This window comes from Mesorhizobium neociceri, from assembly GCF_013520985.1.
GTDB lineage: Bacteria > Pseudomonadota > Alphaproteobacteria > Rhizobiales > Rhizobiaceae > Mesorhizobium > Mesorhizobium neociceri.
In genome coordinates this window covers 246,048-258,824 of the sequence record NZ_JACDTY010000002.1, presented here as the reverse complement: position 1 = coordinate 258,824, position 12,777 = coordinate 246,048, and the positions used below count along the sequence as shown (strand labels likewise).

The 12,777-nt window shown below is 62.2% G+C and carries 12 protein-coding genes and 1 other RNA gene; 7 read left to right on the top strand and 6 right to left on the bottom strand.

Annotation, left to right across the window (positions count from 1 at the left end; all coding sequences use genetic code 11):
- Nucleotides 1–11: 11 nt before the first annotated feature.
- The 3 genes from H0241_RS05325 to H0241_RS05315 form a co-directional block, all read right to left on the bottom strand.
- Complete coding sequence (locus H0241_RS05325) at nucleotides 12–1,880, bottom strand: extracellular solute-binding protein (protein WP_181056364.1); 1,869 nt, start codon at nucleotides 1,878–1,880, stop codon at nucleotides 12–14.
- A complete protein-coding gene (locus tag H0241_RS05320) occupies nucleotides 1,880–3,757 on the bottom strand; it encodes an extracellular solute-binding protein (RefSeq protein ID WP_181056363.1) in 1,878 nt (625 codons plus the stop codon). The genes H0241_RS05325 and H0241_RS05320 overlap by 1 nt, the downstream gene beginning before the upstream one ends.
- A 152-nt stretch (nucleotides 3,758–3,909) precedes the next feature.
- Nucleotides 3,910–4,566: a c-type cytochrome gene (locus H0241_RS05315; protein ID WP_181056361.1), complete on the bottom strand. Its 657-nt coding sequence runs from the start codon at nucleotides 4,564–4,566 to the stop codon at nucleotides 3,910–3,912.
- Between the two features lie 191 nt (nucleotides 4,567–4,757).
- Here H0241_RS05315 and H0241_RS05310 point away from each other — a divergent pair, with 191 nt between their 5' ends.
- Nucleotides 4,758–5,483, top strand: coding sequence for a 3-deoxy-manno-octulosonate cytidylyltransferase (locus H0241_RS05310; protein ID WP_181056360.1), 726 nt, complete (start codon nucleotides 4,758–4,760; stop codon nucleotides 5,481–5,483).
- A 32-nt stretch (nucleotides 5,484–5,515) separates the two neighbouring features.
- The gene (locus H0241_RS05305) at nucleotides 5,516–6,379 is read left to right on the top strand and encodes a prephenate dehydratase (protein WP_181056359.1); all 864 of its coding nucleotides are present in this window, start codon (nucleotides 5,516–5,518) and stop codon (nucleotides 6,377–6,379) included.
- A 14-nt stretch (nucleotides 6,380–6,393) separates the two neighbouring features.
- On the opposite strand, the gene H0241_RS05300 is transcribed toward H0241_RS05305, so the two are convergent.
- The 3 genes from H0241_RS05300 to H0241_RS05290 all read right to left on the bottom strand — a co-directional run bounded on the left by H0241_RS05300 (nucleotide 6,394) and on the right by H0241_RS05290 (nucleotide 8,231).
- On the bottom strand, nucleotides 6,394–6,699 hold the full coding sequence (locus tag H0241_RS05300) for a Dabb family protein (RefSeq protein WP_181056358.1): 306 nt from the start codon (nucleotides 6,697–6,699) through the stop codon (nucleotides 6,394–6,396).
- A gap of 22 nt (nucleotides 6,700–6,721) precedes the next feature.
- Nucleotides 6,722–7,663 carry an NAD(+) diphosphatase gene (nudC, locus tag H0241_RS05295; protein ID WP_181056357.1) on the bottom strand — a complete coding sequence of 314 codons (942 nt, stop codon included), beginning with the start codon at nucleotides 7,661–7,663 and terminating at the stop codon, nucleotides 6,722–6,724.
- Between the two features lie 148 nt (nucleotides 7,664–7,811).
- Nucleotides 7,812–8,231, bottom strand: a complete 420-nt coding sequence (locus H0241_RS05290; RefSeq protein ID WP_181056356.1) for an HIT domain-containing protein — start codon at nucleotides 8,229–8,231, stop codon at nucleotides 7,812–7,814.
- 158 nt (nucleotides 8,232–8,389) lie between these two features.
- Here H0241_RS05290 and ffs point away from each other — a divergent pair.
- The 5 genes from ffs to recR all read left to right on the top strand — a co-directional run bounded on the left by ffs (nucleotide 8,390) and on the right by recR (nucleotide 12,745).
- An RNA gene (gene ffs / locus H0241_RS05285) (signal recognition particle sRNA small type) lies at nucleotides 8,390–8,486 on the top strand.
- Nucleotides 8,487–8,591: 105 nt separating this feature from the next.
- Nucleotides 8,592–10,424 carry a DNA polymerase III subunit gamma/tau gene (locus H0241_RS05280; RefSeq protein ID WP_181056355.1) on the top strand — a complete coding sequence of 611 codons (1,833 nt, stop codon included), beginning with the start codon at nucleotides 8,592–8,594 and terminating at the stop codon, nucleotides 10,422–10,424.
- 30 nt (nucleotides 10,425–10,454) lie between these two features.
- The gene (locus H0241_RS05275) at nucleotides 10,455–10,778 is read left to right on the top strand and encodes a YbaB/EbfC family nucleoid-associated protein (RefSeq protein ID WP_181056354.1); all 324 of its coding nucleotides are present in this window, start codon (nucleotides 10,455–10,457) and stop codon (nucleotides 10,776–10,778) included.
- 218 nt (nucleotides 10,779–10,996) lie between these two features.
- A complete protein-coding gene (locus tag H0241_RS05270; RefSeq protein ID WP_181056353.1) occupies nucleotides 10,997–11,980 on the top strand; it encodes a cell wall hydrolase in 984 nt (327 codons plus the stop codon).
- A 159-nt stretch (nucleotides 11,981–12,139) separates the two neighbouring features.
- Nucleotides 12,140–12,745 carry a recombination mediator RecR gene (recR, locus tag H0241_RS05265; protein WP_181056352.1) on the top strand — a complete coding sequence of 202 codons (606 nt, stop codon included), beginning with the start codon at nucleotides 12,140–12,142 and terminating at the stop codon, nucleotides 12,743–12,745.
- The last annotated feature ends 32 nt before the right edge of the window (nucleotides 12,746–12,777 follow it).

The following is a 12,777-nucleotide window of genomic DNA, read 5'->3' as shown; positions in this document are numbered from 1 at the left end:
GAACGGTCATATCAGGCTTTGCCAATTTTTGCCGCCTTGCCCTTGTCGACCCACCACAGCGCTTCGACCGGAAAGTCGAAATCGGGTTTCCGCTCGGGAAAACCGAACATGTCCCAATAGGCGCTTCGGTGATTCGCCAGGAACCAACTTGGAATCCAATCGCGTCGTGCACGCAAGACCCGGTCGAGCGCGCGCATGGCAATTGTCAGGCTTTCGCGATCCTCGGCGGCGCCCGCGGCGTCGACCAGGGCGTCGATGGCCGGGCTCGATGTTCCCGGCAGATTGCGTGTGCCGGACAGGGTAGCTGTTCGCGAGTGGAAAAAGGTTTCGAGGTCGTCACGGGTTGGTGTCGCCGGAAACCGGGCCGCAACCGAGATAAGATCGTAGTCGAACAAATTCTGCCGCAGCTGATACTGCGCCGCATCGACCAGCCGGATCGAGGCATCGATGCCGACCGCCTTCATGTTTTCGACCCAGGGCGAATAAACCTGTTCGAAGACTTCGTCGTCGACAAGGATCTCCGCCGACAGCCGACCGCCCTTGTCGTTCACGACGAAATTGCCGGAGCGTTTCCAACCGGCGTCAGCCAGGAGCTTGGCCGCTTTGCCAAGCAGTTGCCGGTCGCGGCCGGAGCCGTTCGACACGGCTTGGGTCACGGCTTCACCAAAAGCCTCGGCAGGTATCTGGTCGCGCAGCGGTTCGAGAAGAGCCAATTCCCCCGGCGATGGCACGCCTTCGGCGCGAAAATCGGATTGCTCGAAGCAGGATTGCGAGCGCTCATAGGAACCGTAAAAGAAATTGCGCCGCGTCCATTCGAAGTCGAAGCACAGACCGATCGCCTGCCGCACGCGCGGGTCGCGGAATTGCTCGCGCCGCTGGTTGACGGCGGTGGCCTGCATGGAGGGCATCGTTTCGGCCGGGAATTCGTGTTTCACCACCTTGCCGGCAATGAAAGCGGGGAAGTCGTAACCCGTCGCCCAAATGCGAGAGACGGCTTCTTCCTTGTAGAGGATCTCTCCCTTCTTGAACGCCTCGAAGGAAGCGTTGCGATCCTGGTAGAACTCGACGCGGATGCGAGCGAAATTGTTTTGGCCACGATTGACCGGCAGGTCGTTGCCCCAATAGTCGGCCACACGCTCATATTCGATCCAGGCCCCTGCCGACCAGCGGCCGACCTTGTAGGCGGCTGACCCCAGCGGCGGGTTCATCTGCGAGGAATCGAACGGGTTGGCTGTGTAGAAAGCCTTTGACAGGATCGGGAACGCGACCACGTTGAGGATGGTGCGGCTTGTCTGCTTGCCGGAGAAGTTGAGCTGCACCGTGTGGGCATCCACGGCGATCGCGTCATCCAGATGCGTCAACGGCAGCGAATAATCCGGGTGTCCCTTGTCCTTGAGCAGCTTGAAGGTAAAGGCGGCGTCCTCAGCCGTCAGCGGCGTGCCGTCATGGAAACGGGCCTGCGGGCGCAGCGAGAAGGTGAAACCGTTGCGGTCGTCGGAAATCGTCACCCCGTCGGCGATCAGCCCGTAGACGGCGTCAGGCTCGTCAAATGCTCTCACCATCAGTGAGTCGAAGCACATCTCCATGCGTTGCGGCGAATCGCCTTTGGGAACGAACGAATTCAGCGTGTTGAAGGTCAGCGGCGTCTGGTTGGAGCCCCAGGTGCGTGGCAGGAAATTGAAAGTGCCACCTTGCGGCGCATCGACATTGACATAGTCGAGATGGGTGAAGTCGGGTTTGTATTTGAGATCGCCGAAAGCGGACAATCCATGCAGTTTCTCGCCGGTCGGGCTGGCGGCGAAAGCCTTGCCGGGCAACAGCGCAGCGGCGGTCGCTGCAGCGCCGAGCGCCAGGAAATCGCGGCGAGGGAGCACCGCCATCAATTGCTGCCCTTGTACTTGGCGGCTAGCGCCTTTTCCTTGTCCGCATCGATCCACCAGGAATCGATGTCGGCGCCGCGGTAGCCTGGCTGCTTTTCCGGGATGCCGAACTTGTTCCAGTAGGCCAGCCACACCACGGCACGGTAGTATTGCGGCACGACATAGTAATTCCACAGCAACACGCGATCGAGCGCATGGGTGGTGGCGACGAGGTCATCGCGGTCCGTGGCAAAAATGATGCGGTCGACAAGGGCATCGACGACCGGGTTCTTGATGCCGGAATAGTTGCGCGATGCCGGTGTGTCGGCGGCCTTGGAGCTCCAGAAGTCGCGCTGCTCGTTGCCGGGCGATTCCGACTGCTGAAGCTGTCCTGTGATGACGTCGTAATCGAAATTTCTGACGCGGTTGGTGTACTGGCTCGGGTCGACGATGCGCAATGTCGCATCGACGCCGATCTTGCGCAGATTGGCGATCCAGGGGCTGGAGATGACCTGGTCGGTTTCACCCGAGCCGAGGATTTCAAACTTGAATGGCTCGCCGGTCTTGGCGTTGACCATCTTGCCGCCCTTGATCACCCAGCCGGCCTGGGCGAACAGGTCGACCGCCTGCTTCAGATATTTGCGCTCGGCCTGCGGCGAATCGTAGACCGGCAGCTTGAATTCCTGCGTGAACAGCTCCGGTGGCAGCCTGTCGCGGTACTTCTCCAGGATTTCCAGTTCCTTGCCTTGCGGCAGGCCGCTTGAGGCCAGTTCCGTGCCCTGGAAATAGCTGTGGGTGCGGGTGTTGAAGCCGAAGAACAGCGTGCGGTTCATCGATTCGAAATCGAAGGGGTAGGTGAGCGCGGCCCTGACCAGCCGATCGGCAAACAGCTTATGTCTCTGGTTGAGCATGAAGGCCTGCATCGGCTCGGGCGACGTGGTCTTGAACTCCTGCTTGATCACGTCGCCAGCCTTGATCGCCGCGAAATCGTAAAACGTCGCCCAGCGCTTCGAGCTGTTTTCCGGCTTGATGTCGTCGAGGCCGCCCTTCTTGAACGCCTCCCAGGAGGCGTTGTCGTCAAGAATGTAGGTGAAATGCTGGGTGTCGAAATTCTCGCGACCGATCTTCACCGCCAGCTTGGCGCCCCAATAGTCGGGCACGCGCTGCCAGACGATTTCCGACCCCGCTTTGAAGCTGGCGATCTTGTAGGCAGCCGAGCCCAGTGGCGGTTCCAGAGTCCCCTTGGTGATGTCGCGCTTCTTGCCGTTGGCGTCGGTGCCCTCCCACCAATGCTTGGGCAGCACCACAAGGTCGCCGAGAATTTTCGGCAGTTCGCGATTGCCCTTCTGGTCGAAATGAAACTCGACCTCGCGATCCGAGATGGCAACCGCGTCGGTGACGTTTTCGAAATAGCGGCTGTACATCGGGCTGTTGGCCTTCAGCACCTGGAACGACCAAATCACGTCGTCGGTGGTTATCGGCTGCCCGTCATGCCATTTCGCGCGCGGGTCGAGCCGGTAGGTGGCCGAGGAATAGTCGGTCGGGTACTTGTAGGCATCGGCGATGAGCGGGTGGCTGACGCTGCCTTCGTCAGTCGCCTGGTCCATCAGCGTGTCGTAGAGCAGGCCGCCGCCAAATGGCTGCAGGCCGGCCGCCGGCGAGCCCTGCACGATGTAGGGATTGAAGCTGTCGAATGTGCCGGAAACCACCGAATTGTAGGTTCCGCCCTTCGGCGCGTCCGGGTTCACATAATCGTAGCGCTGGAAATTCTCGCCGTATTTCGAAGGGCCGATCAGCGAAGAGGTGGTGTGCCATTCATCCGCATCGGCCGCCTGCAACCCGGCAGCGACAACGACTGCTGCCAGCATGGACCTCAGAAGCGTTCGGCCAACCGTCATGCGTTCTCCTCTTCGCGATGCCCGGCAATCCTAGATGATTTGACGCCGGTGAAAACCGCCATGCGCCGGCTTTGTCGCCGCATATGCGATTTTCCTAACAAAAAAGCCGGGCTGAACCCGGCTTTTCTGAGGTCATCGAGATGACAATTTGGTTATTTGGCAGGCGCTGCCGGAGCCGCAGGCGCCGCACCTTCAGCAGGTTTTGCCGGAGCGGCGCCCTCAGCGGGCTTGGCCGGCGCCGTGGCATCTGCTGCCGCACCTGGAGCCGGCAGCGGCTTCGGGCTGTCCGACAGCGTGCGCAGATAGGCGATGACGTTGGCGCGGTCCTCGTCCTTCGGCAGGCCGGCAAAGCCCATCGCCGTACCCTTCACGAACTTCTTCGGCGAGGTGATGAAGTGGTTGATGTTGTCGTACGTCCACTTCTCGGTGCCGCCCTTGGAAAAATCCTTCATGCCGGCTGAATAAGCAAAGCCCTCATGCGCGGCCACCGGGCGGTCGATAAGATCCCACAGATCGGGGCCGACCTTGTTCGGGCCACCCTTTTCGCCGGAATGGCAAGCCTGGCATTTCTTGAACACGGCTGCACCCTGCTCGACATTGGCCGTGGCCAGCAGGTCGGCAATCGGCTTGGCTTCAACGGCAGGTCCGGCAGCGCCGCCTTCGGCTGGCTCGGTCGCCTCGATGGCGAAGCCCGGCTTTTCCGGCGCCGGCGAGGCGAACAGCGCGTCAGACACAAGACCGACCGAGAAAACGACGAAACAGGTTCCGAGCAATCCGGCGAGCAGCTTGTTGACTTCGTTGGAATCCATGCGCCCCTTGCTCCCTTTTCCGGCGGACCGATCGTCCACTCCGTCCGTCGGTATCCTGACCCGCCCCGTCGAGCCGGTCAAATCGGGCGGAAACTAGGTCTTTTGCTCCAGCGTTGCAACACCTATAAGGGCGCTTCCAGTGAGACCTTTTGCCACTTTTCCCATCGTCTTTTCAAACGCCAGCAGCCCCAATGTCCACGCTCATCCTGATCCCGGCCCGCATGGCCTCGACGCGCCTGCCGGGCAAGCCACTGGCCGCCATAGCCGGCGCGCCGATGATCGTGCATGTCGCCCGCCGCGCCGCCGAGGCCGGGCTCGGCCGGGTGGTAGTGGCAACCGACACGCAAAGCGTGGCCAAGGCGGTGCGTGCGCACGGTTTCGAAGCGGTGATGACGCGCATCGACCATGAATCCGGCTCAGACCGCATTTTCGAGGCGTTGACCGCGCTCGATCCCGGCCACAAGGTCGAGACCATCGTCAACGTCCAGGGCGACCTGCCGACCATCGATCCGGAGATTATCGGGGCAGCGCTGCGGCCGTTCGAGAACGCCGCAGTCGACATTGCCACGCTCGGCGTCGAGATCGTCCGTGACGAGGAAAAGACCAACCCCAATGTCGTCAAGATCGTTGGTTCACCAATCTCGACGACTCGGCTCAGGGCGCTTTATTTCACCCGCGCCACCGCGCCCTGGGGCGAGGGGCCGCTCTATCACCATGTCGGCCTCTACGCCTATCGGCGCACCGCACTCGAGCGTTTCGTCGCGCTAAAACCGTCGCCGCTGGAGCGGCGCGAGCGGCTGGAGCAGCTGCGGGCGCTGGAGGCCGGCATGCGCATCGACGCCGAGATCGTCCAGTCGCTGCCGCTTGGTGTCGACACGCCGGAAGACCTCGAACGCGCCAGGCAAATTCTTTCCTGAGACCACAAATCCTTTCAACCTGAGATATCGGCATGCCTGAAAAGACCAACAGAATATCCTTCCAGGGCGAGCCGGGCGCCAATTCCGACACCGCCAGCCGCAACATGTTCCCTTCGATGGAACCGTTGCCGTGCCCGACCTTCGAGGATGCCTTCAACGCGGTCGAGACCAACAAGGCCGACCTCGCCATGATCCCGATCGAAAACACCATCGCCGGCCGTGTCGCCGACATCCACCATCTGTTGCCGGAATCGAAGCTGCACATCGTCGGCGAGTATTTCCTGCCGATCCACTTCCAGCTGATGGTGCTGCCGGGCGTCAAGCGCGAAGAGATCAAGACCGTGCACAGCCATATCCATGCGCTGGGCCAGTGCCGCAAATACATCCGCAAGAATGGCTGGAAGCCGGTGATTGCCGGCGACACGGCGGGTTCGGCCAAGCTGGTGTCGGAGCTCAAGGACCGCACCATGGCCTCGCTCGCGCCGGCTCTCGCCGCGGAACTCTACGGGCTCGACATCATCGAGAGGAACGTCGAGGACACTGACAGCAACGTCACCCGCTTCGTCGTCCTGACCAAGGACAAGCGATTGGCCGAACGGCCCTCGGCCGACACCAAGATGATGACGACCTTCATGTTCCGCGTCCGCAACGTGCCGGCTGCGCTCTACAAGGCGATGGGCGGCTTCGCTACCAACGGCATCAACATGACCAAGCTGGAGAGCTATCAGCTCGGCGCCTTCACGGCGACGCTGTTTTACGCCGACATCGAGGGCCATCCCGATGATCCGCTGGTCAAGCTGGCGCTCGACGAACTGCGCTTCTTCTCGCGCGAAGTGCGGATACTCGGCGTCTATCCGGCCAGCGAGTCGCGCGAGCAGTGGAAAGTCGCCGACTAGGCTATCGACGCCGCCTAGACGAGCAGGGTCAGCGGCACGTAGTCGATTTCCATGAAGGTTTCGACTTCCGGGATCCAGCGGTCGCGGACGAAGGCAACGTGGTCGGGATGCTCATTGTATCTCGTGTAGGCAGCCTGATCGGCGAACTCCATCGAGAAGCCGAAATGGTAGTCGTTCTTGGGGCTGACCTGCCGTAGCGGCTCGAACTGGGTGACGCCCTTGATCGCGCTGAGAATGCGCTTGGCGTCGGAGAGGAACCTCTTCTCCTCCAGCGAGTACTGCGGGTGCTTCAGGGTGAAAACCACGGTGTGGCGGATCATTTCTTGCTCCCGTTATCCCTACTTACTCGCTGTCGACCCAGGCGCGGATCAAATGATGTGCGATCGCGCCTTTCGGCGGCGTGACCAGATTGTCCTTGTGCGTTCTCTCCAGCATAGAGCGCACCTCGTCGCGGAAAAACCAGCGGCAATCTTCCAGCTCGTTGAGATCGGCCTGGATGCCCTCGTTGAGCGGTTCGCCGAAACAGCCGATCATCAGCGAATAGGGGAACGGCCATGGCTGGCTGGCATGGTAGACGACGCGGCCAAGCCGGATGCCGGCTTCCTCAAGCGTTTCGCGGCGCACCGCCGCCTCGATCGTTTCGCCCGGCTCGATGAAGCCCGCCAGCGCTGAGTACATGCCGGGGCCGAAATGCCGGCCACGGCCGAGCAGACATTTTTCCCGGGTCGCCGTCAGCATGATCGCCACCGGATCGGTGCGCGGAAAATGCTCGGTACCGCAGTTCGGGCAGTGCCGCTTGTAGCCGCCCGCGCGCATTTGCGATTCATGGCCGCATTTGCTGCAAAAGCGATGGCTGGCATGCCAGGCGAGCAGGGCGGCCCCTTGCGCCAGCGCGCCCGCCGCGGCTTCGTCGATCAGCCCTTGCATATAGACCGAGCGATAGTCGATGGCCTTGATGGTCTCCGGCAACTGCTCCGGCTCAATGCCAACCGGCACCGCCAGAACCGGGCCCCTTTCGGAAAAACCAAGCAGCACACCCTGTGCGAGCGATGGCTGCAGCTTCTGGCTTTCAGCCAAGTCGAACCAGGGGTCAAAGCGGCCGTCGTTCAATTTCAGGTACAGCCGGCCACCATGCATCGGCAACAGCCGTGCCGAGGGATCGGCCAGCGCCTTTTCGACGGAATCGTTGGCGCGGGTCTCGGATTGTCGGTCGATCGTGTTGCCGGCGAAACCGACGAACTGACTCGGTTCGCGCAAGGGCGCGTCAAACAGGCGAAAGGTCATGGAAGCTCAAAACGCTAGAGCATGATGCCGAAAAGTGTGAAGCGGTTTTCGGACGACATCATGCTCTCTTTCTTTGATTAGAGGCGGATTCAGATTTCAGGTCGAACAGACCTGAAATCATCCGGCTCTGGGATGGACACGGTGCGCGTTATAGCGCTGCCTTTATCTGTTGCGCAAACTGGCGAAGGTCGAAGCGCTCATAGGGCTCGCGCATGCCATGCCCCCAGACCGGGCCCGGCCAGCCCGGATCGCCTTCCGAGCGGGCAATGACATGGACATGCAATTGCCGCACGATGTTGCCGAGCGCGCCGGTGTTTATCTTGGTGCAGCCTGTGGTTCTTTTCAGCGCCTGCGCCACCATATTGGTCTCGAAGGTCAGCATCGCCTGGTCGAGCGGCGTCAGGTCGTGGATTTCATCGATGCCCGGCCGCTGCGGCACCAGGATGAGCCATGGCCAGCGGCGGTCGTTCATCACGCGCAATTCGCACAGGCCGAGCCACATCAGCTGCTCGCTGTCCGCCTCCAGTCTGGAGTCGAGCGTGAATCCGGCCTTGAGGCCCGGCAGCATTGGCGTTTCCCTAGCGTTTCTTGCATTATTTCCCAAACTCATGAACGCTAGAGCGGCTGCACGGGGGCTGCAAGCGATTCATTGAGGGGTGGAGCTCAAGGGCGTCCGATTCTCATGCACCCTTGCATTTCATCGCTGAATTGCCGATATGGAACGCGGGAGGTTGGTGGTGGACGATCCACTCGCCAACCGGGTCAGGTCCGGAAGGAAGCAGCCCTAACGAGCCCGGAACGGGTCATTGTTCCAGCCTCCCACCTCATCGGCCCCTCTCGCGACATTGACGACGCATTGCAGCGCGGGCGAGACTATTAGCAGGAATCGGCCAGCCTCGGACGCGGCCTTTTGGAGCTTTACGGGCGAATGAGCGAAGCCGGAAATGCGGGCCCAGAAAACCTGGATAAGCAAAAGGCCGCCGCCTATCGTGTGCTGGCGCGCAAGTACCGTCCGTCGAATTTCTCCGAACTGATCGGCCAGGAGCCGATGGTCCGCACGCTGACCAACGCTTTCTCCACCGGCCGCATCGCCCAGGCCTGGATGCTGACCGGCGTGCGCGGCGTCGGCAAGACGACCACGGCGCGCATCCTGGCGCGGGCGCTCAACTACAAGACGCCGACGGTCGACCAGCCATCGGTCGACCTTGCCATTTTGGGCGAGCATTGCCAGGCGATCATGGAAGGCCGCCACGTCGACGTCATCGAGATGGACGCGGCATCGCATACCGGCATCGACGACATCAGGGACATCATCGAGCGCGTGCGCTACGCCCCGGTGTCGGCGCGCTACAAGGTCTACATCATCGACGAAGTGCATATGCTCTCCACCCAAGCCTTCAACGGCCTGCTGAAGACGCTGGAAGAGCCGCCGCCGCACGTCAAATTCATCTTCGCCACTACCGAAATCCGCAAGGTGCCGATCACCGTCCTGTCGCGCTGCCAGCGCTTCGACCTCAGGCGCATCGATGCCGGCGCACTGGTTGCGCATCTGTCGTCCATTGCCGGCAAGGAAGGCATTTCGGTCGACGACGACGCGCTGGCGATGATCGCGCGCGCCGCCGAAGGGTCGGCCCGCGATTCGCTCTCCATCCTCGACCAGGCCATCGCCCATGGCGGCGGCGCCGTCAGCGCCGAGGCGGTGCGCGCCATGTTGGGTCTGGCCGATCGCGCTCGCATCGTCGACCTGTTCGAACATGTGATGAAGGGCGATGTAGCGGCGGCTTTGGCTGAATTCCGCAATCAGTACGACACCGGCGCCGATCCGGCCGCGGTGCTGACTGATCTTGCTGAATTCAACCACCTCGTCACCCGGTTGCGCTTCGTGCCGACGGCAGCCGACGACGCCTCGCTGTCCGAGGACGAACGCCGGCGCGGCGCCGAATTCGCCAGCACGTTGTCGGTCAAGGTGCTGTCGCGGACCTGGCAGATGCTGTTGAAAGGCATTCCCGAGGTGCAGTCGTCCAATCGACCGGTCAGTGCCGGCGAGATGGTGCTTATCCGCCTGGCGCATGCCGCCGACCTGCCGACGCTGGACGAGGCGCTGAAATCACTGGAGAGCGGTGCCCCCGCGTCGAGTGGCGCACCGCGCCCGAACGGCGCGCCGGCCAACTCCGGCCCGGCGACCCCAGGCAATGGCGGCGCAAGCGCCGTGGCGCAGTCGCGCATGCCGAATTCCGGCGGCAGCGGTGCGCAGACGATGCGGCTGGTCGAGCCCGAACCGCTGCCGGCTAGCTTCGTTGCAGCACCCGAGCCGGTGGTCGAAACGCCGCCAGTGCCGGTCAAATCGCTGGCCGATATCGTCGCCCTTGCCGACCAGCAGCGCGACATGGCCTTCAAGGTGCAGGTCAAGCGCTGCGTGCGCCTGGTGCGCATCGAGCCCGGCCGCATCGACGTCAGCCTGACAGATGACGCGCCCAAGATGCTGCTCAACGAACTGACCGCCAAGCTGCGCGCCTGGACCGGCCGCAACTGGCTGGTGTCACTGTCGAAGGAAGAGGGCGGCCAGACGCTGGCCGAGATGGAATCGACCAAGCGCGAGACCGCTTTCTCCGATGCCAGAAGCGATCCGGCGGTGGCCGCCATCCTGGCGCGCTTTCCCGGCGCCAAGATCATTGACGTGCGCATTCCCGACGCGCCGGAAGTCGACACGGACAAGGCTGAAGTGCCGGTCGAGCCGCCGGGCGACGACGACGAAAACTGACCACAGCACGAATCGGCAAAGGACCCGACCATGAAAGATCTTCTCGGCCTGATGGGCAAGGCGAAGGAAATGCAGGCCAAGTTCCAGGCCATGCAGGACGAGATCGCCACGCTTGAAGCAAGCGGGCAGGCCGGCGGCGGCCTGGTCAACGTCACGCTCACCGGCAAGTTCGAGATGAAGTCGCTGAAGATCGATCCGTCGCTGTTCAAGGAGCACGAGGTCGAGATCCTCGAAGACCTGCTGCTTGCCGCCCACAATGACGCCAAAAATAAGGTCGAGCAGATTATGCAGGAGAAGACCAAGGCGCTGACGGCAGGCTTGCCGATCCCGCCCGGAATGAAATTGCCGTTCTGAGCCGGCTCCCACCAGTTAATTGATTATGAACGGAAATCGGCTGTAGGGGCTATTGTTAACACTTTCCCCGGCTTTGCTCACGGGGACATATCTGGGCATTTATAAAGTTTTACCTATGCTGCACGAATGCTAATCCTTTAGCCATCTTTTTGCCCGAAAGAGTCTCATTCTTGCCACATCCTGGGACGGGTTGGCATCTGGAAAATGAGGCACTTTTGTTGATCGCTACGCGATGGAAGACGCCGCTGTTGCTCGGCATCATCTTCTCCCCGCTGTTGCTGGCGGGTTGCAGCCAGACCACATCTTCGCACGGCATGTCGGTCGCCAGCCTGACCGACGCCATCACGCCCAGCTTCCTCTCGACGCGCTCCTACGGCCACACGCCAAAGGAGAAGGAATGTCTTGAGCGGGCGATGTTCTTCGAGTCCAACCGCTCAAGCCGCGACGGCATGATTGCCGTCGGCACGGTGGTGATGAACCGTCTGCGCTCCGGCAATCATGGCAGCACCATCTGCGAGGTGGTGGGCGAACCGGGCCAGTTCGCGCCCGGCGTGATGACGCGGCCGATGAATTCCAAGGCCATGCCCGACGTCGAGGAAGCCGCCGACGCCGTGCTCAAGGGTGAGCGCAAGGCCAAGCTGAAGAACACGATGTACTTCCACACCGCCGGCTTGCGGTTCCCATACAAGAACATGCACTACACCATGGTTGCCGGCGGTAATGCCTTCTATGAGAAGCGCGGCCGCAACTGGCAGCCGCTGCCGGATGAACCCACGACCATGGTCGCTTCGGCAACGCCGCGCGCGCCGGTGCCTGAAGCGCCGGTACAGGTGGCTTACGCCGAGCCGGTGGTGAAGACGATCGTCCGTGCCGATCCTGCCAAGCAGGCCGCGGCAGTTCGCGCGGCCAAAGCAAACCGCGCCCCGGCCGAGCAGACCCCCGCCGAGCAAACCTATGTGACGGCTGCCGTGGCCCCAGCGAAGGGCGGCCGCGTCGCGGTAAAGCAGACCGAAGTGGCGATGCAGGAGCCGATGGCCGAGCCCGATGCCTCGCGCTTCGGCGGCACCCTCAACGCCCGCTACATCACCTCGGTGCCGAACGGGACACAGGAAGCGTCGATGGGCTTCCAGTCGACACCTGAGAACACCGACGCCATTGGCGCGATGATCGCCGACCAGACCCGGCCGGCATCAGCCTACTAAGGCCTACAGCATTTTCAGAGCCCGCCATGGCAGCATGGCGGGCTCTGTGCGTATGCGGCATGTTTCAAAGCGCGCGGAAAAATCCAGCTTGTCGTTTGGACGCAATTCCGGACGGAAAACCGCTTCGCACTTTTCCTGGAATTGCTCTAGATCAGTGCGATGTCCAAGCGAATCGCCGGTCCCGAGATCGAACGCCTGATCCAGCTCCTGGCCAAGGTGCCGGGGCTCGGCCCGCGTTCGGCCAGGCGCGCGGCACTCCATCTGATCAAGAAGAAGGAGCAGCTTTTGTCGCCGCTCGCCGCCGCGATGGGCGAGGCGGCGGACAAGGTGCGCATCTGCACGACCTGCGGCAATGTCGATACGTCCGACCCCTGCATGATCTGCACCGATCCGCGCCGCGACGCCTCCACCCTGATCGTCGTCGAGGATGTCTCTGATCTCTGGGCGCTGGAGCGGGCCGCGGCGATGAACGTGCGCTACCACGTGCTCGGCGGCACGCTGTCGCCGCTCGACGGCATCGGTCCTGAACAACTCAACATCCGCTCGCTGGTCGACCGCGTCGCAGGCGGCGAGGTCAAGGAAGTGATCCTCGCCGTGAATGCCACCGTCGAGGGCCAGACGACTGCGCATTACCTGACCGACCAGCTCTCGGGTTTCGAAGTCAAGGTGACCAGGCTCGCGCACGGCGTGCCGGTCGGTGGCGAGCTTGATTATCTCGATGAGGGAACGCTCGCCGCCGCGCTGCGCTCGCGGACGGCGTTTTGACGCAATTGGCGGGGAGGGTGTGCAACATGATT